The 21,041-nt window shown below is 68.8% G+C and carries 21 protein-coding genes; 10 read left to right on the forward strand and 11 right to left on the reverse strand.

What is annotated here, in order from left to right:
• Positions 1 to 6: 6 nt before the first annotated feature.
• Together VUN84_11685 and VUN84_11690 are read right to left on the reverse strand one after the other, a co-directional pair.
• The gene (locus VUN84_11685) at positions 7 to 1,026 is read right to left on the reverse strand and encodes a M20/M25/M40 family metallo-hydrolase (GenBank protein XAS62974.1); all 1,020 of its coding nucleotides are present in this window, start codon (positions 1,024 to 1,026) and stop codon (positions 7 to 9) included.
• Between the two features lie 118 nt (positions 1,027 to 1,144).
• A complete protein-coding gene (locus tag VUN84_11690) occupies positions 1,145 to 2,599 on the reverse strand; it encodes an MFS transporter (protein XAS62975.1) in 1,455 nt (484 codons plus the stop codon).
• A 207-nt stretch (positions 2,600 to 2,806) separates the two neighbouring features.
• Here VUN84_11690 and VUN84_11695 point away from each other — a divergent pair, with 207 nt between their 5' ends.
• Together VUN84_11695 and VUN84_11700 are read left to right on the forward strand one after the other, a co-directional pair.
• Positions 2,807 to 3,928 carry an LLM class flavin-dependent oxidoreductase gene (locus VUN84_11695; GenBank protein XAS62976.1) on the forward strand — a complete coding sequence of 374 codons (1,122 nt, stop codon included), beginning with the start codon at positions 2,807 to 2,809 and terminating at the stop codon, positions 3,926 to 3,928.
• Entirely contained in the window at positions 3,928 to 4,389 is a 462-nt protein-coding gene (locus VUN84_11700; GenBank protein ID XAS62977.1) for a MarR family winged helix-turn-helix transcriptional regulator, read from the forward strand. Before VUN84_11695 ends, VUN84_11700 begins: the two co-directional genes overlap by 1 nt.
• Before the next feature lie 37 nt (positions 4,390 to 4,426).
• Here the strand turns inward: VUN84_11700 and VUN84_11705 are convergent, their stop codons facing one another.
• The 3 genes from VUN84_11705 to VUN84_11715 form a co-directional block, all read right to left on the reverse strand.
• Positions 4,427 to 5,233 carry a transglutaminase family protein gene (locus VUN84_11705; GenBank protein XAS62978.1) on the reverse strand — a complete coding sequence of 269 codons (807 nt, stop codon included), beginning with the start codon at positions 5,231 to 5,233 and terminating at the stop codon, positions 4,427 to 4,429.
• Positions 5,234 to 5,305: 72 nt separating this feature from the next.
• A complete protein-coding gene (locus VUN84_11710; GenBank protein XAS62979.1) occupies positions 5,306 to 6,112 on the reverse strand; it encodes a hypothetical protein in 807 nt (268 codons plus the stop codon).
• A gap of 29 nt (positions 6,113 to 6,141) precedes the next feature.
• On the reverse strand, positions 6,142 to 7,491 hold the full coding sequence (locus tag VUN84_11715) for a M20/M25/M40 family metallo-hydrolase (protein ID XAS62980.1): 1,350 nt from the start codon (positions 7,489 to 7,491) through the stop codon (positions 6,142 to 6,144).
• A gap of 86 nt (positions 7,492 to 7,577) precedes the next feature.
• Between VUN84_11715 and VUN84_11720 the strand changes: the two genes are divergently transcribed.
• Entirely contained in the window at positions 7,578 to 8,252 is a 675-nt protein-coding gene (locus tag VUN84_11720) for a DUF1684 domain-containing protein (GenBank protein ID XAS62981.1), read from the forward strand.
• 4 nt (positions 8,253 to 8,256) lie between these two features.
• Positions 8,257 to 8,787, forward strand: a complete 531-nt coding sequence (locus VUN84_11725; GenBank protein ID XAS62982.1) for a GtrA family protein — start codon at positions 8,257 to 8,259, stop codon at positions 8,785 to 8,787.
• Between the two features lie 94 nt (positions 8,788 to 8,881).
• On the opposite strand, the gene VUN84_11730 is transcribed toward VUN84_11725, so the two are convergent.
• The 5 genes from VUN84_11730 to VUN84_11750 are packed head-to-tail and all read right to left on the reverse strand — an operon-like array spanning position 8,882 to position 14,769.
• Positions 8,882 to 10,042: a cysteine desulfurase family protein gene (locus VUN84_11730; GenBank protein ID XAS62983.1), complete on the reverse strand. Its 1,161-nt coding sequence runs from the start codon at positions 10,040 to 10,042 to the stop codon at positions 8,882 to 8,884.
• Complete coding sequence (gene nadC, locus VUN84_11735; GenBank protein XAS62984.1) at positions 10,039 to 10,959, reverse strand: carboxylating nicotinate-nucleotide diphosphorylase; 921 nt, start codon at positions 10,957 to 10,959, stop codon at positions 10,039 to 10,041. Before nadC ends, VUN84_11730 begins: the two co-directional genes overlap by 4 nt.
• Positions 10,956 to 12,755 carry an FAD-binding protein gene (locus VUN84_11740; GenBank protein XAS62985.1) on the reverse strand — a complete coding sequence of 600 codons (1,800 nt, stop codon included), beginning with the start codon at positions 12,753 to 12,755 and terminating at the stop codon, positions 10,956 to 10,958. Before VUN84_11740 ends, nadC begins: the two co-directional genes overlap by 4 nt.
• Entirely contained in the window at positions 12,752 to 14,062 is a 1,311-nt protein-coding gene (gene nadA / locus VUN84_11745) for a quinolinate synthase NadA (GenBank protein XAS62986.1), read from the reverse strand. The genes VUN84_11740 and nadA overlap by 4 nt, the downstream gene beginning before the upstream one ends.
• A complete protein-coding gene (locus tag VUN84_11750; protein XAS62987.1) occupies positions 14,059 to 14,769 on the reverse strand; it encodes an NUDIX domain-containing protein in 711 nt (236 codons plus the stop codon). Before VUN84_11750 ends, nadA begins: the two co-directional genes overlap by 4 nt.
• Positions 14,770 to 15,026: 257 nt before the next feature.
• Between VUN84_11750 and VUN84_11755 the strand changes: the two genes are divergently transcribed.
• The gene (locus tag VUN84_11755) at positions 15,027 to 15,233 is read left to right on the forward strand and encodes a DUF2945 domain-containing protein (protein XAS62988.1); all 207 of its coding nucleotides are present in this window, start codon (positions 15,027 to 15,029) and stop codon (positions 15,231 to 15,233) included.
• A gap of 4 nt (positions 15,234 to 15,237) precedes the next feature.
• Positions 15,238 to 16,437 (forward strand): FAD/NAD(P)-binding oxidoreductase, encoded by a 1,200-nt coding sequence (locus VUN84_11760; GenBank protein XAS62989.1) that lies wholly within the window; start codon positions 15,238 to 15,240, stop codon positions 16,435 to 16,437.
• A 22-nt stretch (positions 16,438 to 16,459) separates the two neighbouring features.
• Here VUN84_11760 and VUN84_11765 read toward each other — a convergent pair whose 3' ends face one another.
• Entirely contained in the window at positions 16,460 to 16,930 is a 471-nt protein-coding gene (locus VUN84_11765) for an Lrp/AsnC family transcriptional regulator (GenBank protein XAS62990.1), read from the reverse strand.
• A 176-nt stretch (positions 16,931 to 17,106) separates the two neighbouring features.
• Between VUN84_11765 and VUN84_11770 the strand changes: the two genes are divergently transcribed.
• The 4 genes from VUN84_11770 (at position 17,107) to VUN84_11785 (ending at position 21,037) form a co-directional block, all read left to right on the forward strand.
• The gene (locus VUN84_11770; GenBank protein ID XAS62991.1) at positions 17,107 to 18,489 is read left to right on the forward strand and encodes an amino acid permease; all 1,383 of its coding nucleotides are present in this window, start codon (positions 17,107 to 17,109) and stop codon (positions 18,487 to 18,489) included.
• Positions 18,490 to 18,626: 137 nt separating this feature from the next.
• Positions 18,627 to 19,673, forward strand: coding sequence for a thiamine pyrophosphate-dependent enzyme (locus VUN84_11775; GenBank protein XAS62992.1), 1,047 nt, complete (start codon positions 18,627 to 18,629; stop codon positions 19,671 to 19,673).
• Positions 19,666 to 20,715: an alpha-ketoacid dehydrogenase subunit beta gene (locus VUN84_11780; protein XAS62993.1), complete on the forward strand. Its 1,050-nt coding sequence runs from the start codon at positions 19,666 to 19,668 to the stop codon at positions 20,713 to 20,715. The genes VUN84_11775 and VUN84_11780 overlap by 8 nt, the downstream gene beginning before the upstream one ends.
• Complete coding sequence (locus VUN84_11785) at positions 20,708 to 21,037, forward strand: biotin/lipoyl-containing protein (GenBank protein ID XAS62994.1); 330 nt, start codon at positions 20,708 to 20,710, stop codon at positions 21,035 to 21,037. Before VUN84_11780 ends, VUN84_11785 begins: the two co-directional genes overlap by 8 nt.
• Positions 21,038 to 21,041 lie beyond the last annotated feature (4 nt).

The raw sequence follows: 21,041 nt of genomic DNA on the forward strand, positions 1-21,041 counted from the left end.
GGGGTGTCAGCGCCGGGATGCCAGGGCGTAGGTTGCGGTGGCGTAGGCCAGGGCGGCGGCCATGTCCTTGAGCAGGTCCGCGTCGATATTGCCGGTCGTGTCGCAGGCCTCGTGGTAGCAGGAATCCAGGACCTTGCCCGCAACCCCGCCAAAGGACTGCACCTGGGCGCGGGTCTTCTCCTCCACATCGCCGCTGAACAACCCGCCGGCGGGAATACCGGCCTGCAGGAACGGATCGTAATCGGACCCGCCATCAAAGACCGTGCTCTCCGCCGGCAGCGAATTCGCCTGGAAGAACCCGAGGAACACCTCCTCGATCTGCTTCGACCCGGCCGGGCCCGCGTCACCAAACTCCGACCCGTCACCATCATGCACCGACCGCACCCCGTTCGGGGACGCCATCATGTCCACGTTCAGGTTCGCCATGGTCTGGCCCTTTTCCGCTGAACTCAACTCATCAACGTAGTGCTCGGACCCGTACAGGCCATCCTCCTCACCGCCCCAGAACGCGAACCGGATCCGGTTCGCCGGGGTAAACCCGGTCTCCTTCATCCACCGGGCAATCTCCAGGATCGCCGCGACCCCGGAGCCGTTATCGTTAATGCCCGGCCCCTCCCGCACCGAATCCAGGTGACCGCCCACCACCACCGTGTGCTCCGCGCTCCCACCGGTATCGGCAATAATGTTGAAACTCTCCACCTGCTTCCGGTTCCTCCCCTCACCCCGGAACGAGAACGTCTGCCGCACCGGGGTGAACCCGGCAGCACGCAACTGCTCCTCCACATACCGGCCCGACGCCTCATACCCCGACGTCCCCGACGCCCGGTTCCCGCCATTATCATCGGCAATGCGCTGCAACGCCTCCAGATGCACCCCCATATCCCGGCCCCGAAACGCCGCCAACACCGCCCCCGCATCCACCCCACCCGCAGGCTCCAACCGCGAACCCGAAGCCGTGCACCCGGACAGAAACAGACTGATGGCAACCAGGATTGCGGCGGCAGTACGTCCGGGCCTTCTGATCATGTGGGCATCCTCCAGGCTACGAAGATAACGTTCCTGGCGTGCCAGCGAAAGACCCTGTCGCGGATGCGGACACCGTCCCGCCGTATTGACTGGATTCAGGTCCCGGCGGGTGGCCCCCCTAGTGGGGCGCGGCGGGCACGGGAACGGCGACGGGAGCCGGGTCCGAGAAGGCCAACTTCGGCACGAGGACCAGGGCAACGGCTGCCGCCAGGCCCGTCACGCCGCAAATTGCCCACACCGTGAGGTACCCGGCCAGGGGCGCCGCGGTTGCGCTGCTCTCTGCCGCAACCGCGCCCGCCTCACCCAGGACGTGGCTCAGCAGGGCGATGCCAAACACTGCCGAGGCAAAAGCACCGCCGATGGTCTTGGTGGTGTTGGTCAGGCCAGTGGCCATAGCCGTCCGGTTTAGCGGAGCAGCGGCCGCGGCCGCCGAAGGCAGCGCGGCCACGAGAGCTCCGGAGCCGATGCCGGCTACCGCCATATTGACCAGGGTCTGGGCGAGGCTGGCGTGGAAGGGCAGGAACAGCAGGTATCCCGTGCCAACCAGGGCGGCCGCGCAGACGAGCGTCCAGCGCGGGGTCAGGCTGCGGGTCACCAGCGGGTAGAGCAGGGCCCCTACCAGCAGTGCCAGCACGTAGACCCCGATGATGATGGAAACCTGGCCTGCGCGCAATCCCAGCCCGTAGCCGTGGAGGGCAGGGTCAGTGCGGGCGAAGGTGGACAGCGGCGCCTGCGCGCCCAGCACCGAGACGCCGAACAGGGCTGCAGTCAGCTGGATGGGCCACATGGCCTTCGCGCGCAGCATCCGGATGTCCACCAGCGGGTCCTCCCGGCCCAGCTGGTAGCGCGTAAATGGAACGAAAACCAGGATCCCGGCGGTGACGAGCGCCCAGGGCCACCACGCGGCCGGCCCGCTGAGCCGCATGAACGTCAGCCCCGAGGTGATCAGCAGGAGCCCGACCGCGAGGAAGGTGAAGCCCCGCGTATCCACCCGGCCGCCGCTGCGCGCGGTGGACTCCGGCACGCCCAGGCGGATGGCGAACCAGCAGGCGGAGACTGCCACTGCCGGAATCATCAGCACCAGCTGCAGCTGGCCGGCGAACGCCTCGACGAGGGACCCGGCGGCAAGCGCACCGGCAATGACTCCAAATTCGAGGGCCCCGACCAAGAGCCCGGCTGCGCGCCTGGTGCGGGCAGCGCCGTCCGGCAACTGGTGGACCCGGCTGAAGATCAGCGCGATTTCCAGCGGCAGCCAGACCACGTAAAAGCCCTGCAGAGACCAGACCGCGAGGAAGGTCCAGAAGTCCGGGGCGAACGCCACAGCCCAGGACGCCGCCGCGGTGAGCGCGGTGGACACCAGCAGAATTTTCCGGTGGCCGTACATGTCGCCGAGCTTGGCGAGCACCGGCACAGCCAGGGCGCTGACCATCAGCTGCGCGGCCTCGAACCAGTTGACGTCGCCGTCGCGGATGTTCAGGTGCCGGGCGATGTCGGTGAGGATGGGCGTGTAGTAGCCCTGCAGGATGCCGCTGGTGATCTCCACCAGACAGAGAAAAGCGACGACGCGGCGCATGGCAACCTTCCGGGCGGGCTGAGCACCGGATGGCCAGCCGATTGCTTGCATCCTAGGGCAGCGTCCGCGCCACGGGCGGCAACCCGACGGGCGCCGGGGGAATATTCGGACGGGGCGGCGGTTATACCGGTCGATAGATGCAAATGCATCTATCTCGGCTATACTGGAAGCAGCTCCCGGAAGACTCCGGCCACGGAAAGGCACATTATGCAGATCGGCGTATTCAGCGTCAGCGATATCACTCCCGACCCCACCACAGGCCGCACCCCTTCGGAGCACGAGCGCATCAAGGCGTCGGTGGCGATTGCCAAAAAGGTCGAAGAAATCGGCATGGATGTCTACGCTCTCGGCGAGCACCACAACCGGCCCTTCTTCTCTTCTTCCCCCACCACCACCCTGGCCTACATTGCTGCCCAGACGGAGCGCATCATCCTCTCGACGGCCACCACACTGATCACCACCAACGACCCGGTGAAGATCGCCGAGGACTTCGCCATGCTGCAGCATCTGGCCGACGGCCGGGTGGACCTGGTCCTGGGCCGGGGCAATACTGCTCCCGTCTACCCCTGGTTTGGCAAGAACATCCAGGACGGCATCGAGCTCGCGGTCGAGAACTACAGCCTGTTGCGCCGGCTCTGGGAAGAGGACACCGTGAACTGGTCCGGCAAGCACCGCACGCCGCTGCAGAACTTCACGTCCACGCCGCGCCCGCTCGACGGCGTCGCCCCCTTCGTGTGGCACGGCTCCATCCGCACACCGCAGATTGCCGAGGTAGCGGCCTACTACGGCGACGGCTTCTTCGCGAACAACATCTTCTGGCCCAAGGAGCACTACCAGCAGCTGATCGGCCTCTACCGTGAACGCTACGAGCACTACGGCCACGGCACGGCAGACCAGGCGATCGTGGGCCTCGGCGGTCAGTTCTTTATGCGGAAGAATTCGCAGGACGCCGTCAAGGAGTTCCGCCCCTACTTCGACAACGCCCCGGTCTACGGCCACGGCCCGTCCCTGGAGGACTTCACGTCCCAGACGCCGCTGACGGTCGGCAGCCCGCAGGAAGTCATCGAAAAGACGCTCTCCTTCCGTGAATACTTCGGTGATTACCAGCGCCAGCTGTTCCTGATCGACCACGCGGGGCTGCCACTGAAGACCGTGCTGGAGCAGCTGGACCTCTTCGGCGAAGAAGTCCTGCCGGTCCTGCGCAAGGAATACGCCGAGAAGACCCCTGCGCACGTCCCCGAACCGCCCACCCACGCCGGACGCGTGGCCGCATCCCTGGCCGCGGCCCGGGAGCCGTCCGCCGCGACTGCCGGCGTTCAGGGGGTGTGATGCCCGCCAGGACGAGCACGTCGCCGGTGCGCCTGGCCGCGGAAACCTGGGAGTCGCTGTTCCGCGCCCAGGTGGCGGTGATGCGCCGGCTCCAGGCCGGCCCCGCCTTCAAGGCCATGGCCGTCAACGAGTACGACGTGTTGTTCACGCTGTCCCGCTGCCCATCCGGGTGGCTCCGGCAAAATGAGCTCAACGACCACGTGCTGTTGAGCCAATCCAGCCTGAGCCGGCTTGTGGAACGCCTGGAAAAGCGCGGCCTGGTGGAGCGCATGCCGGCACCGGACGACGGCCGCGGAGTTCTGGTCAAGCTCACCGACGCCGGCTGGGAGCTGCAAAAACAGATCGGCCGGGAGCACGTCCGTGACATCGCCGCCCTGGTGGTCCCGGCCCTGACGGCGGCCGAACAGCAGGAGCTGCTGCGGTTGACCGAGAAGCTGCGGGCCTCGGTCACCGCCCGCTGAGCGCCCGGCGGCGGGTTGGGGCTGGCGCCCCCCTCAGCTACCGGATGGTGGCGGGTTTGGCCGGGTCCTCGTCCGGCAGGGCGCCGTCGACGACGGCGGTGACGGTCAGGTGCGTCAGCGACAAGCTGCCGGCCACTGTCGAGAGGAATGCGGTATCGGAGGAATCCCGGCCGGTGGTGATCCGAAGAAGACTGTCCCGCGGGGCCAGGCCGGTGGGATCGATGACCTGCCAGGTGCCGTTGATGTGTGCCTCGGCCACCGCATGGAAGTCCATCGGGCTCAGGCCGGGGGCGTAGACGGCGGCGAGCCGGGCCGGGATGTTCCTGGCGCGCAGCAGCGCGATCGCCAGGTGGGCGTAGTCCCGGCAGACACCGCGGCGGTGCAGGAGCGTTTCGACGGCGCCGTCTGTCCCGCGGGAGGATCCGCTGATGTAGCGCAGCTCGTTGAAAACCCAATGGCGCACTGCGAGCACCAGCTCCGCGCCCTGCAGGGCGCCGAATTCAGCGTAGGCGGTGGGCAGGAGCCGGTCGGACTCGGCGTAGCGGCTCGGCCGCACGTAGCGGATAAGTTCCATCAGCCCGGGCTCCTCCGGCACTGCGGCACCTGCCACCGTGGCCGTGTACTCCACGAGAACATCGGCGGGATCCGCGAACTGCATGTAGTGGAAGCGCCCGCCGTGGTGGTCCGACAACTCCGTCACCGGAACGTCGTCGCCGCCGGAAGTAACAGACAGCGTCTCAACAAAGCTGCTGTAGCCGGAATTGCGGGCCACGGACACCGCCAGGGCAACCTTGGTGCCGGCCACGGTCTTGAAACCCATGCGGGCAGCGACAGAGCGTTCCATGTTTCTCCGGGGGTGTGAGGTGAGGGCAGGGACGTCCCCGGTCCCGGCCCTGCGGGTGCGGGCAGAGCAGGACTAGGTGTTGATCTTCAGAGACAGTAGCATCCGCTGGACGTTGGCGAATTCCGAGCCCTCGTTGACGTATGCGGCGGCCTGGTCGAGGGTGTCGAAAGCCTTGGCCGGGGCCACCTTCTGGTCCGGGGCGACCGCCAGCAGGTCCGTCAGGTCACCAAAGGAGTAGTCGCCCTTGCCGTCGGGGCCGCGGACCAGGTTCTGCAGCACGCAGGCTTTTCCCCCGGTGCCTCCGACCACGTTGGTGATGCCGTACGAGCCGAAATACTTGTAGCCCTGGATTACCCGAAACACCACGCGCGGGTCGATGGTGCCCTCTCCGCCACGGTGCGGCAGGTCCACGGGAACGCTGCTGACCACGACGTACGGCTTTGCGGCATCAGCCTGGCAGGCCGCCGCGGGCGGGGGCTGAAGCCCGGTCTGCAGGGTGGCGAGGTAGCCGCCGTCGGCGTCCTTGACCTCGATCTTCAGCGCTCCGGGCAGGGTTCCCGGCCCGGGGGTTGCCGATTGGACGATCCATTCCTGTGGCAGATCGAAGCTGATGGTCTTCCCCGGATCGGTGAAGACCTTCCAGCCCGCCGCCGTCGAACCCGGCGATGCGGAGAGGGAGGGTGCGGCGCCCGGCGTCGTGCTGCCCGCGGACGGTCCCGTCGGGGAGGCAGCCGGGCCCGAACCGGTCGCCCCGCCCGCTGTCCATGCGGGGACTTCCGGTCCCGCAGCGCTGCAGCCGGACAAGGCGGCCGCGGCGAGCACCAGGGCCGCGGCGATGCGAGCGCCCTGTGCCCCCCGGCGGGTTTCCATCCCAGTCATGGTGCCAGCGTAACGGGACACCGGGCTGCTCAGAGTTCCCGGATCAGTGTTTCGTAGAAGCGGACGCCGCGCTCCAGCGTCTCCAGGAGGATCTTCTCGTCAGCGGCGTGGATGCTGCCCCTGGCCGCGGCGTCCATGAAGAACGGGGCGAAACGGTACACGGCGCCGCAGATTCCGGTGAAGCGGCGGGAATCCGTGCCGCCCGTCATGATGTAGGGCGTCACGAGCGCCTCCGGAAAGACCCGGGCGATGCAACCCTCCAGCAGATCCCACTGCGCCCCGGAATACGGTGAGACCGGCGAGGGGTCATTGCCCTCCACGACGCGCAGTTCCACTTTCGGGTCCCGGATGATCCGCCGCAGCCGCGCCACGGTCCCCTCGACGGTGTCCCCCACAGCCACCCGGATGTTGGCGTTGGCCCGGGCCGTCGCGGCCAGGACGTTGGCGGCGGTGCTGCCCTCCAGGGTGGTGATGGCGACCGTGGTCCGGGTCATCGCGTTGGTCTCGTTGCCCAGCCGGCCAAAGACCAGCGTCACGGGGGTCCGGAACAAGGACAGCCGGCCGAAGACGGCCCGCAGGGGCGCCGGAGCATGCGGTCCAAAGCGCCGAAGCATCTCCACGGTCACGTCCGGCAGCGACGGTGGGAAGGGGCTGCGCTCAATCCGGGTGATGGCGCGGGCCAGCCGCGCTGTTGCGCCCATCCGGGGAGGAGTGGAGGCGTGGCCGCCGGGGTCCCTGGTCAGCAGTTCCACGTCCAGGATCCCCTTTTCCGCGACGCCGACGACGGCGGCCGGGCAGGTCACACCGGGGAACGCCCCGCCCGCGACTGCGCCTCCCTCGTCCAGCACCAGCCAGGGCTTCACACCGCGGCGTGCCAGCAGTCCGGCCGCCGCCGCGGCGCTGTCGCCGGCCGTCTCCTCGTTGTCGCCGAACGAGAAGTAGAGGTCGTGGGCAGGGGCGAATCCTGCCCCGACCAGGGTTTCGGCGGCCTCCAGGATGGCGGCCAGCTGGCCCTTGTCATCGAGGGTTCCCCGGCCCCACAGGTACGTGCCGTCGTTGTGACCGGAAAAGGGCGGGCGGGTCCAGGCATCGGGATCGCCCGCCGGAACAACGTCGTAGTGGGCCATCAGGACAGCCGGACGGGCCGCCGGGTCGGCGCCGGTGCCCGGCCAGCGGAACAGCAGCGCGTGGCCGTTGACGCGTTCGAGCTCCAGTGTGGCGTGGACGCCCGGATACAGCCGGGCGAGAGCCGCGATAAAGCCCTCGAACTCGGCGGGATCCGCCCCGCGCTCCAGCCGGGACGAGACCGTGCGGAACTGCACGAGTTCGGCCAGGGCAGCGGCAGCGCGGGTAACGGGCGGTGCGGGAGTGCTTGGCATGCGCGAAAGTCTACGGTCCTGCCGGTACTGGAACCGGGCCACCGGACGCGCGATTCGCTGCTGTTAAAGCGGGATACGCTGGAGATATGGTTGATCAGGATTTTGGCAACGGGGATATCAGAACCCAGGACAACGTGGCGGACATCTCCGCCGTCGACATCGCGGACTGGCGCATCCGGACCTTCGCGCTCTACGCCCATGTGCGCACGATCGCGGCGGAAGATCCGGCCGAGGCGCATTCATACTGGCGCCAGGAGCGGGACCGGATGTTCGGGACGCACCCCGCCTCACCGCTGACAGCGGCTGCGAAGTCCAGCTTTGGCGGGCTCAAGACGGCGGACTACGATCCCATCTACCGTTTCCACATCCCGCTGACGGGCGAGGGCGCGGGGCGGGAAATGAACGTTGAGACGGGCACCGACGGCGTGGTCCGGTTCGTCCGGCTGGGCACCTTCGATTTGCCGGAGCTGGGCCAGCTCGCCGTGTGGAAGCTCCACGGCTACGGCGGCGGCATCTTCGTGCCGTTCCGCGACGCCACGGCCGGTCAGCCCGGCGGCAGTTACGGGGCGGGCCGCTACTTGCTGGACACCATTAAGGGCGCCTTCCATGGCGGGCACGGAACAGGGCCTGCCACTGAGTTTGTGGTTGATTTCAACTTCGCCTACAACCCTTCCTGCGCCTACAACGAGGCCTGGGCCTGCCCCCTCGCCGGCCCGTCCAACCGTCTGGCTGTGGAAATCCCTGTCGGCGAGCTGTACTGAGCGGATGGATGCCCAGCTCGAACAGCACGCCCCTGCCCCGGACACGTCACCCGGCACCGCCCCTGCCCCCGGCCGGCCGCCTGCCGCGCCGGCGGCCCGGCCCGCTGACCGGCGGCGGCGCGGCCTGCTCCGGTACCCGCTGGTCCGGCAGCTGCTGCGGTTCACCGCCGTCGGCGTTCTCTGCACAGTGACGTCATTGGCCCTTTATGCCTTCCTCCGCCCGTATCTGGGTCCGCAGCCGGCCAACGCGGTGGCGCTGGTGCTCACTTCCCTGATGAACACGGCACTAAACCGCAGGCTCACCTTCAAGATCACCGAGCGCCACCGGATGAAGCGCGACCACCTCAACGGATTAATCGTGATCCTCGTGGCTTTGCTGATCACCGGCGGCAGCCTCGCCGTCCTGCACTGGATCAACCCGGACGCCACGGTCGCCGCCGAGCTGTGGACCACCACCATCTCCGGCTTCGCGGCCACGGCCGTGCGGTTCACCATGCTGCGGCACTGGATTTTCCGCCGGGCACGGCACCGCTAGCTCCCCGGCACCACCAGGTCCCGACCCCCGTTGCGCTATCAGATACCGTCCCTCTGGAGGCCCGGGAGCAGCATCAAGTGACAGGGCAACCGGGTCAGGCGCCGGGGCGGAGGGACTGCACCCTGCCGACGGCGGTGCGGACCGCGGCCGCCGCTGCTTGCAGGTCCGCCGCCGTGACGGCGGCGTCGAAGCTGAAGCGGACCGCGGTCTGGGCGGTTGCGGCGTCGAAACCCATGGCCAGCAGCACCGCGGAGGGCTCGTCCGAACCCGCGGCGCAGGCGGACCCGGAGGAGCACATGATGCCCTGGCGTTCGAGCTCCAGCAGCACGGATTCGCCGCTGGTCCCCGGAAAACAGAAGGACGCCACGGAGGGCAGCCGTTCGTCCGGATGGCCGGTCAGGACCGCGCCCGGCACTCCGGCCTGCACGGCGCGGATAAAATCCTCGCGCAGAGCCGCGACGCGGGCCGCCCGGTCACCCTGTGACGCCTGCGCAAGCGCCAGCGCCGTTGCTAAAGCCACGGCCCCGGCCACGTTTTCGGTGCCGGACCGGCGCCCGCGTTCCTGTCCGCCGCCGTGGATGACCGGTTCCAGCCGGATCCGGCCCCGTACAAACAACACCCCGTTGCCTTTGGGCGCCCCGATTTTGTGCCCGGAGATGCTCAGGGCGTCGACGCCGAGCGCGGCAGTATCGAGCGGGAGCCAGCCGGCGGCCTGCACGGCATCGGTGTGGAATGGAATTCCGTGTGCACGGGCGAGCGCGGCCAGCGCCGCCACCGGCTGCACCGTGCCCACCTCGTTGTTGGCGTACATAATGCTGACCAGGGCTGTCTCGGGCCGGAGCGCGGCTGCCAGGGCCGCTTCGGTGATGCGGCCGTAGGAATCCACCGGCACCACGTCCACGCTGAAGCCGTGCATGCGTTCCAGGTAGCGGGCGGATTCCACCACAGCAGGATGTTCGACGGCGCTGATCACCACCCGGTCCAGCCCGGGGTCGGCTGCGTGGCGGGCGAGTGCGATGCCCTTGACCGCCAGGTTGTCCGCCTCCGTGCCGCCGGAAGTGAACACCACTTCGCCGGGCCGGCAGCCCAGGGCCCGGGCCGTCGCCGCCCGCGCCCCGGCGAGCGCCGTGGCGGCGGAGTCCCCGAGTGAGTGGTGGCTGGAGGGGTTGCCGAACTCCCCCGTGAGGAACGGCCACATGGCCTCGATGACCTCGCGGCGGACCGGTGTGGTGGCCGCAGCGTCGAGGAAGATCACGGCGCGCCGGGACCGAGGTCGATGTCGAGGCCCAGGTCCAGGGCGGTGACGCTGTGGGTGAGGGCGCCGATGGAGATGAGATCCACCCCGGTGCCGGCGATACCCGCCACAGTGGCCAGGTTGACGTTGCCGCTGGCCTCAACCCGGGCCCGGCCGGCGACCAGGGCCACCCCGGCGGCGAGATCCGCCAGGGGGAAGTTGTCCAGCATGATGGTGTCCACTCCGGCGGCCAGCACGGGCCCGATCTGGACCATGCTGTCCACCTCCACTTCGAAGTGCGTGGTGTGGCCGAGGCGCGCTTTGGCTTCCCGCAGGACGGCGGTCAGTTTCGCGGGGTCTCCGCCGGTCAGGACGGCCAGGTGGTTGTCCTTGGCCAGCACGGCGTCCGAAAGGCCAAAGCGGTGGTTCGCACCGCCGCCGCACCGGACGGCGTACCGTTCCAGCACCCGCAGGCCCGGCGTCGTCTTCCGGGTATCGGTGATCCGGGCCCCCGTGCCGTCGACCAGGGCGACGAACTCGGCGGTCCGGGTGGCGATGGCGCTCATCCGCTGGATCAGGTTCAGTGCCACGCGTTCGGCGAGCAGCACGGCGCGGGCGTTGCCGCTGACCCGGGCGAGGACCGCCCCGGCGGCGAAGGCGGAACCGTCCGGGACGAGAAGTTCGACGTCTGCGCCGGGGTCCGTGAGCTTCATCGCGGCCGCAAACACCTCCCCGCCGCTGAGCACGCCGGGGACGCGTGCGGCCAGGACCGCCGTCGCGCGGGCCTCCGCAGGGATGAGCGTCTGCGAGGTGATGTCTCCGTAGGGTGCGTCCTCCAGCAGGGCCGCCCGCAGGACGGCGTCCACGGCGGCGGCCGGCAGCGTTCCTGCGAGCGCCGTCACCGGGAGGGCGGGGCGGGCTGCGGCGGGTGCGGTCATGAGGAAATCCTTTGTTTCGTTCGGATGGCGGCGTGCGGGTGGGCGTGCGGCGCGGCGGGCGGAAAAGCACGGGCGGGCGCGGCCAGAACGGCGGGTGGAAGGGCGGGGACTTCCGGGTGGGCGGCGTCCGCCCGGTAGTGGGCGCCCACCGAGAAGGCCCGGTTCCGGGCGGCTGCGACGAGCAGCCGGGCGGCCAACAGCAGGTTCCGGTCCTCGTGCTCCGTCGGGTCTGCTGCGTCCGTCACTTCTTCGGGGCGGACGACGGCGGCCCACGAGGCAAGCACGGACTCCGCCTCCCGCAGTTGCCCGCCGCTGCGCAATATTCCGGCGTGCGCGGTCATCAGCCGCCCCAGTGCATCCCGGGAGAACGGCCCGGGACCGGGCCCGGTCGTCTCGACACCCTCGGGCGGACCAGCCTGGTAATTCTTCCGGCCGGCACCCATGGCTGCCTGCCCGCTGCCCTTGTCGTCAGTGAAGAACGACTCCACCGCGCGGCGGCCGAAAACCAGCCCTTCGAGGAGCGAATTGCTGGCCAGGCGGTTGGCTCCCTGCGCGCCGGTGCAGGCGACCTCACCGGCGGCGTAGAGTCCCGGCACGGAGGTGCGCCCGCAGAGATCGGTGGCCACCCCGCCCATCCAGTAATGGGCCGCCGGTGACACCGGAAGCACCTCCGTGGCCCAGTCGTAGCCGGCGGCGCGGGTGGCGGCGGTGATGGTGGGAAACCGCCGGGCCAGGAATCCGGGGCCGCGGGCGGCTTCTATTCCCCGGGCGTCCAGGTATACCGGGCTGTCTGCGGGCGCGCCGGTGGCGGCGAGGTGCAGGGCGATGCTGCGGGAGACGACGTCGCGCGGGGCCAGCTCGGCGTCCGGATGGTAGTCCGGCAGAAAGCGGTGACCGGCGCCATCAAGCAGGACGGCACCTTCCCCGCGGACAGCTTCGGAGATGAGCAGCGCGGGCGGACCGCCGGGGGTCTCGTCGGCCGCAAGGGTGGTGGGGTGGAACTGGAAGAATTCGAGGTCCCGGACCGTTGCGCCCGCCCGCCACGCGAGGGCCAGGCCGTCCGCCGTCGCGACGGCGGGGTTGCTGGTCCGGGCGAAGAGCCGGCCGGCGCCGCCGGTGGCAAGCAGCACCGCATCGGCGTTCAGGTGCTTCAGCTGACCGTCGGAGAGGTAGCTGACGCCGGTGACCCGGGCGGGCTCACCCCGGGCGGGCTCACCCCGGGCGGGCTCACCCTGTGGGGGGACGCCGGGGTGGCCCGTCAGCAGGTCGGTCACGAAGGCGTCCGTCTCGACCCGCAGCCGGCCCTGCGCTGCGCGCTCCCGGACCGCGGCGGCCAGGGCACGTGCGAGGCATGCCCCGGTCGCGTCGCCGCCGGCGTGCAGGATGCGGGCGGCGGAGTGGGCTGCCTCGAGGCCCAGCGCCGGTCCCCCGCCGGGTCCGGCGTCGAACTCCACACCGAACCGCTGCAGGCCCGCAATGTCCCGGACGGCCTCGGTGCACAGCACCCGGACGGCCCCGGGGTCGTTAAACCCGGCGCCGGCGGCGAGGGTGTCGGCGATGTGGGCGGCCACGGAATCACCGGGGGCGGCTTCCTCCGGCAGAAGCACGGCCGAGATCCCGCCCTGGGCGTAAAAAGTGTTGCTCTGCTCGAGCGTGCCTTTGGTCAGAAGGACCACCTCGGTGGCCGGACCGCCGCCGCCCACCACATCGGCCGCGGGATCGGCCCGCTCGGTGGCGACCAGGGCGGCGTACAGTCCCGCGATGCCGCTGCCCACGACCACAAGCCGCCTGGTCACGGCCGCGCCGCCAGCATCCGCTCGAGGGCCACCCGCGCCGGGGCGGCGACAGTGTCCGCCACGGTGATGCGGTTGACCACCTCGCCGCGCACCAGGGCCTCCAGCACCCAGGCCAGGTAGCCGGGGTGGATCCGGTACATCGTGGAGCAGGGGCAGATCACCGGGTCCAGGCAGAAGATGGTGTGCTGCGGATACTCCGCTGCCAGCCGGTTGACCAGGTTGATCTCGGTACCGACGGCGAACGTGGCCGGTTCGGTGGCGGCGGCGATCGCTTTGCGGATGAAGTCCGTGGAGCCGGCGGAGTCCGCGGCGTCCACCACCTCCATGGGGCACTCCGGGTGCACGATGACCTGGACGCCCGGGAACTCGGCGCGGGCCTTCTGGATCTGGGCCACGTTGAAGCGTTTGTGGACGGAACAGAAGCCGTGCCACAGGATCACGCGGGAGTCCTGCAGGGTCCGGGCGTCGCTGCCGCCGAGGTCCTTGCGCGGGTTCCACAGGGGCATCCGGTCCAGCGGTACACCCATAGCCTTGGCGGTGTTGCGGCCCAGGTGCTGGTCCGGGAAGAACAGCACCCGCTGCCCGCGGGCGAACGCCCATTCCAGCACGGCGGCGGCGTTCGACGAGGTGCAGACGATGCCCCCATGCTCGCCGCAGAAGCCTTTGAGGGCGGCGGAGGAGTTCATGTAGGTGACGGGGATGACCGGAACCCGGCCGTCGGCGTCGGGCTCGGAGCCGAAGAGTTCCTCCAATTGTTCCCAGCACTCGGTCACGGAGTCGATGTCCGCCATGTCCGCCATGGAGCAGCCTGCAGCCAGGTTGGGCAGGATGACCGCCTGGTCCGGGCGGGACAGGATGTCGGCCGTTTCGGCCATGAAGTGCACGCCGCAGAAGATGATGGCCTCGGCGTCCGGGCGGGTCAGCGCCGCGTTGGCCAGCTGGAACGAATCGCCGACGAAGTCCGCGTATTCCACGACTTCGTCGCGCTGATAGAAGTGGCCCAGTACCACGGCGCGGTCCCCGAGTGTTGCCTTGGCTGCGCGGATGCGTGCGCCGAGTTCGGCGTCGCTGGCCCTCTTGTACTCCTCCGGGAGCTGGCCCTGCCTAGGGGTCGATGCGGGGGCGACGTCCGCGATGGAGGCCCCGGGGCCGTAGGCGGGCACGCCGGCGAGCGCTTCGGCGAGGTCGTAGTCCCAGGGCCCGCGGGCGAGCCCCGGGCTGCAGGTGGCGGCCGCTGCAGTGCCCTTGGCGTTGCGGGCGGCCTGCTCGCGCGAGATCAGCTGGATGGCTGTGTTGACGCTGCTCATGGTGTGCTCCTGTTGTCCGGGTCAAGGCCTGGGCGGCCGGTAAAGCGGTAAAGGCGGGGCGGGCGGTGTTTGCCGCCCTGCAGGTACTGGTCGGTTTCTTCGATTTCGGGTGTGGCTTTGACCTGGCGGCGGAAGTTGGCCGGGTCAAGTTCCCGGTCCAGGACGGCCTCATAGACCTCCCGGACCTGGGCGAGGGTGAAGTACTCGCCGAGCAGGTGGTACGCGATGGAGCCGTAAGCCATCTTGTTGCGCAGCCGCCAGAGCGCGTAGTCGATGATGGCGTGGTGGTCGAAGGCGAGGTCACCGAGCCGGTCGGCACGGAACCAGCGGACGTTTTCGGATTCGTCCGCCAGTGCGGCCTCGGTGGGCTGGACCAGAGCCCAGTAGACGATCGAGACCACGCGCTGGGTGGGTGAGCGGTGCAGGCCGCCGAAGGCGTACAGCTGCTCAAGGTAGCTGGGAGCCAGGCCGGTGGTCTCCTGCAGGTTCCGCGAGGCCGCGTCCTGCAGGGACTCGGCATGGGTCAGCGGCCCGCCGGGCAGGGCCCACATTCCCTTGAACGGTTCGCGGATCCGTCGAACCAGCGGGATCCACAAGGTGGGGCGTCCGGAGCGTGCGCTGGGGCGCAGCGCAAAGATCACCGTGGAGATGGCCAGCGACGGCGGCGCGACCTGCCGCTCCGCGACGTTGGCGGCGGTAGTGTACATGGCGGGTCACCCCGGCTTCCCGAGTTGCGGTCCGGCCGTCGGGCAAGGTGCGCGGCCGGTTCCGGCAGGACCGCCGGACTAGTTATAGTCAGATTGACTAGAACTAAGTTTACGACGATCCGGGCCGGGCGCAAAATGGTTCCGGTTCCGCCCGGGACCGGAGTCAGCGCTACCCAATAAAGCTCATCATGCTTACGATTGAGGCTCCGGGTGCTGGGAACCCAGCACTGCCGGATCCCCCGACCCAAGGAGCACCGATGTTGTTGACCAAGGGAACAGCCGTGGAATGGAACACCCCCCAGGGCCCTACCCGCGGCGAGGTCGTGGAGAAGAAGGTCAGTGATTTCGAGCTGGCTGGCCATACCCACCGGGCCAGCGAAGACGAGCCGCAGTACGTGGTGGAATCCGCCAAGTCCGGCGCCCGCGCGGCGCACAAGGCCTCTGCCCTGACCGTTAAGAACTAACGCCGTGGCCGGCCAGCACCACGAAGTACTCATCATCGGCGGCGGCAATGCCGGCGTCTCCCTTGCGGCGCGCCTTCACCGTTACGGGGTGAAGGATGTGGCTGTGGTGGAGCCCGCGGACCAGCACTACTACCAGCCGCTGTTTTCCCACATCGCCGGCGGACGGGCGCAAGCCTCCGAAGCCGTCCGGCCCGAGGGCGCCGTCCTGCCCCGGAGCGTGAAATGGATCCGGGACGGCGCGGTGGACATCGACCCGCACGGCAGAACCGTGTCGTTGGCTTCCGGCGGCCGGCTGGGGTTTGACCACGTGGTGGTGTGCCCCGGCCTGCAGCTGGATTGGGACGAAATTCCGGGTCTGGGCGAGGCCGTTCATTCCCCGTCGGGCGCATCCCACTACGAGTTCGGCCTGGCGGCCAAGGCCTGGACCCTGCTCAGCGCCCTCACGGCGGGAACCGCGGTTTTCACCATGCCCGCCGGGCCGATCAAGTGCGGCGGCGCCGCGCAGAAACCGATGTACCTGGCCTGCGATTACTGGCGGGAGCAGGGAGTGCTGCAGGACATCCGGGTCATCATGGTGCAGCCCTACCCCACGGTCTTCGGCGTGGCCGGAGTTGACGAGGAGCTTAACCGCAAGGTTGCCGAGTATGGCATCGAACTGCGGTTGAACAGCGAACTGGTCGCAGTGGACCCGAAGGCCCAGACGGCGCTGATCCGCAACCACACCGCCGGATCCACCGAGGAACTGCCTTACGACGTGCTCAATGCCGTCCCGCCGCAGTCGGCCCCGGACTGGCTCAAGGCCACGGAGCTGCCCGCCCGGGGCGACGCCGGCGGCTTTGTGGACGTGGATCCGCAGACCCTTCGGCACGTCCGGTTCCCGGCAGTCTGGTCCTTGGGGGATGCCGCGGGGACCCGCAATTCCAAGTCCGGCGGCGCGCTGCGGAAGCAGACAAAAGTCCTGGCGAAAAACCTGGTCGCGGCCCGGCAGGGAAAACCCCTGACCGACAAGTACGACGGATATTCGGTGTGCCCCTTCACGGTGTCCCGCTCCACGGTGGTCTTCGCCGAGTTCGATGACCAGTACCGGCCCATGCCCACCGTCCCAAAGGTGCCGACGTGGACAGAGAGCCGCGCATCGTGGGTGGTGGACCGCGACATCTTCCCGCAGGTCTACTGGAACCTGATTCTCAAGGGCCGCGCCTAGGTCTGGAAAATCCGCCCCGGTGTTACTGCCCGGCGGCGGCCTCCAGCAGCGGCAGCGTGCGGCCCTGAAAGTGGGTGTTGAGCACAATCACCGAGGACGAGCGAAGAACTGTCCGGGTGGCAATCATGGCATCCAGCACCCGTTGCAGGTCCGGGTTCGAACGCGCGGCGATCCTGGCCATCAAGTCCGAGCTTCCGGACACCGTGTGGATTTCGATCAGCTCCGGAATCTCCGCGAGGGCAGCGACCACCGCATCGTGGCCCAGGTCCTGGTTGATGGTGAGCGAACAAAACGCCACCACGGGAAACCCGAAGCGGGCCGGGTCCGGGTGCGGCACCCAGGAGCCGATGACGCCGCGCTCCTGCATCCGGTCCAACCGCGACTGGACGGTGGCGCGGGCGACCGTCAGCACCCGGGAGGCCTCCAGCACCGAGGCGCGGGGCGAGTCGGTGAAGAATCGGACAATCTTTGCATCCAGGGGATCCACATCCATCGAAAATCCCTTCTCCCGGCGGACGGGCAGTACAAGGCGCTAGGGATGGCGCGGTGTTGGCTAACAATCTGTTCCCATGATCTCACGGCCGGTGTGCGGGGCGCCCGCCAGGTGGCGGTAAATTCAATAGGTCCCAGAAGGACGTACAGATCCACACCACGCAAAGGTTCGCCAGCATGACAATGAAGTCCACCGCGGAGCGCCCCGGCCTGAAACTCGGCCGCAGCATGAAGCCGCGCCAGCTCACCATGATGGGACTCGGCAGCGCCATCGGCGCCGGCCTGTTCCTCGGTTCCGGCGCCGGAGTCCAAGCCGCCGGGCCGGCCGTTTTGATCTCTTACCTGGTCGCGGGCACCCTGATCATCCTCGTGATGTGGGCCCTCGGCGAAATGGCTGCGGCCAACCCCAACAGCGGCGCCTTTTCCGTCTACGCCGCCAAGGCGATGGGCAGGACCGCGGGAGCCACCGTAGGCTGGCTCTGGTGGCTCCAGCTGGTGGTTGTCATCGCCGCCGAAGCCCTCGGCGCCGCCGCGCTGCTGGTCACGGTGTGGCCCGTGCTCCCGGTGTGGGCCCTGTCCCTGATCTTTATGGTGCTCTTCACAGCCATCAACCTCGCCGGCGTCAAGAACTTTGGTGAGTTCGAGTTCTGGTTCGCCATCCTCAAAGTGGCTGCCATCCTGTTGTTCCTCGGCATCAGCGCCGCCCTGCTGCTGGGCTGGCTGCCCAATGTCCCCTCCCCCGGGCTCGGCAACTTCACCACAAACTTCGCGCCCGCGGGCCTTGGCGGCATTGCCACCGCCCTCTTCGTGGTGATCTTTGCGTTCGGCGGCACCGAAATTGTCAGCGTGGCCGCCGCCGAAACCGAGAACCCCCAGCACAGCGTGGCCCAGGCGATCCGCACGGTCGTGTGGCGCATTCTTGTCTTCTACATCGGCTCGGTGTTCGTCATCGCCGCGGCCCTGCCGTACACCTCGGACGCCTTGGCCTCGCCGTTTGCCGGCGTTCTGGACCTGGCCCGCATCCCCGGCGCCGGTGCCGCGATCACCCTGGTGGCCGTCGTCGCACTTCTCTCGGCCCTGAACGCGAATCTCTACGGAGCGTCCAGGATGGTCTTCTCACTGTCCGAGCGCGGTGAGGCACCCCGGTTCCTCTCCACGGTGAACAAGGCACGCGTGCCGGTGGTTGCGGTCGGCGTCTCCGTCGCGTTCGGTTTCCTGGCCACCGTGCTGGAGCTGCTCTTTCCGGAACGGATCCTGCCCGCATTGTTCCAACTGGTCGGCTCGACCTGCCTGATGGTCTGGGGCTCCGCGCTGGTGTCCCAGTTGATCCTCCGCCGCCGCGCCGACCGCGAGGGCACCGACCTGCCGTTGCGCATGCGGGGATTTCCGGGGCTGACCATCTTCGGCCTGGTGCTCCTGGCCCTGATCTTCGCCGTCGGCTTTAGCAGCCCGGAGAGCAGCAAGCAGCTAGTCAGCACCCTGGTACTTGTCGCCGGTATCGCCGCGGCCTGTTGGATCGGCGCCCGGATCTCCCGCAGCCGGGCGGGCAAGCCGCAGTAATCCGGAGCCGGCGGGGACGGCGCGGGGCTGGACAAACTGCCACTCCCCTTGGCGCTCTGACCGAGACTCCTGTGCAGGCTGACCAGTGTTTTCCAAACTGATTGCCCACCATGCGCCCGGTGACTAGGGTCACAACCATGGACACACTTCCGCTGGCTTCCGGCGACGCCGCCAAGCCACTGACCCCGGCTGAGCTCCGCGAGCTCTATTCGCTGATGGTGGCCGTCCGGCACCTCGATGCCTCGGCCATCGCCTGGCAGCGCCAGGGCATCATCCCCGGCTACGCCCCCGAGCTGGGCCAGGAGGCGGCCCAGGTGGGCAGCGGCTACGCCGTTGACACCACCCGGGACTTCGTCTTCCCCACCTACCGTGAGATGGGCGTGGCCCGCACCATGGGCGTGGACATGGTCGCTTACATGTCCACCCACAAGGCAACCTGGCACGGCGGCCTTTATGACCCGCAGCAGACCCGGCTCGCTCCGATCCAGGCCGTGGTGGCCGGGTCGGTGCTCCACGCTGTGGGCTGGGCCCACGGCCAGACCCTGGCCGGCACCGCCGACGGCAGCCTCGGCGTCGCCATGACCTACTTCGGCGACGGCGCCTCCTCCCAGGGCGACGTCCACGAGGCCCTGAACTTCGCCGCCGTGATGAAAGCCCCGGTGGTGTTCTTCGTGCAGAACAACGGCTGGGCCATCTCAGTGCCGACCGAACGCCAGGTGGCCGGCGGCTCCGTTGCCGCCCGCGCCGCCGGTTACGGCATGCCTGCGCTGCAGATCGACGGTGACGACGTCGTCGCCGTCGTTGAAGCCACCCGGCGCGCCTTCGCACACGCCCGGTCCGGCCAGGGCCCTGTGCTCATCGAGGCCATGACCTACCGCCGGGGGCCGCATTCGACCTCCGATGATCCGGGACGTTACCGCTCGCTCGATGAAGAGCGCGACGGCGCAGGCCTGGATCCGCTGGAGCGCTTCCGGCAGCGCCTTCTTGCCGAGGGCATCGCCGACGGTGTGTTCTTCGCCGAAGCCCTCGCAGCGGCCAAGGCCGAGGAGGAACACCTCCGCATCGGCATCCAGGCGCTCGGGTCCCGCCCCGGCACCGAGATGTTCGACCTGGTCTTCCAGGAAACCACCCCTGCCCTGCAGGCCCAGGCCGCCAACTGGCGCGAGGAGTCCGAACATGTCTAACTCGATACTCGAAGGCGGCACCGCGGCACCGGTCACGGCGCCCTCCACCATGATGTCCATGCAGCAGGCGTTGAACCGCGCCCTGGACGAGGTCCTCGCGGAAAACCCCAAGGCCGTCATTTTCGGCGAGGATTGCGGCCGGCTCGGCGGCGTTTTCCGCATCACCGACGGGCTGCAGGCCAAACACGGTGAACAGCGCGTCTTTGACACCCCGCTCGCCGAGTCCGGCATCCTGGGGATGTCCGTCGGCCTGGCGATGGCCGGCTTCCACCCCATCCCCGAGGTCCAGTTCGACGGTTTCGCTTACCCGGCCATCAACCAGATCGTCTGCCAGGTCGCCCGGATGAACTACCGCAGCCGCGGCACCCTGCCGATGCCCATCACCTTGCGCGTGCCCAGCTTCGGCGGCATCCGCGCCCCCGAACACCACGGCGAAAGCCTTGAGGCACTCTTCGCCCACGTGCCGGGGCTTAAAGTTGTCTCGCCGTCGAACCCGCATGAGGCCTACCACCTGCTCAAGTACGCCGCCACGCGGCCGGACCCGGTCATCTTCATGGAACCGAAGTCCCGTTATTGGCAGAAGGGTGAGGTGGACCTCACCAGGCACGACGCCGCCGACGGCGGTGGTTCGCCCACCGGCGCGAAGGTGATGCGGGCGGGCCGGCATCTGACGCTCGTGGCGTGGGGCGCCATGGTGGCCCGCTGCCTGCAGGTGGCCGAGCTCGCCGCCGAGGACGGCATTGACATCGAGGTCTTGGACCTGCGCTGGCTCAAACCCGTCGACGCCGAGGCGCTGGGCGCCTCCGTGCGCAAGACGCGGCGCGCCGTCGTCGTCCACGAAGCGCCGCTGACCTCCGGGCTTGGGGCCGAAGTGGCGCAGCTGATCACGCAGAGCTGCTTCGACACGCTCAAGGCCCCCGTGGAGCGGGTCACGGGCTTCGACGTCCCGTACCCTTCGGGAGACCTGGAAGACGAATACATCCCGAACATTGACAGGATCCTCTTCGGGATCCAGCGAGTATTGGAGTACAAACGTGGCTGAAATTTCCTTCCCCCTCCCCGACCTCGGCGAGGGCCTGATCGAGGCGACGGTGCTGGAATGGCTCGTGGCGGCAGGTGACCAGGTGGAGCGGAACCAGCCCCTGGTGGAGGTCGAGACCACCAAATCGGCCGTCGAATTGCCCAGCCCGCAGGCAGGTAAAGTGGTGCGTATCCACGGCGGGCCCGGCGACAAAATCAATGTCGGCGAGCCGTTGATTGTGTTTGAGGTGCCGGACAACACCGCCGGCATCGTGGGCACAGTCCCGAAGGAAGAGGCACCGAAGCGCCGGGTCCGCCTGAGCGCCGTACTTGATGAGGATTGACACC

It is taken from the genome of Micrococcaceae bacterium Sec5.8 (assembly GCA_039636775.1).
In the GTDB taxonomy this organism is placed as follows: Bacteria; Actinomycetota; Actinomycetes; order Actinomycetales; family Micrococcaceae; genus Arthrobacter.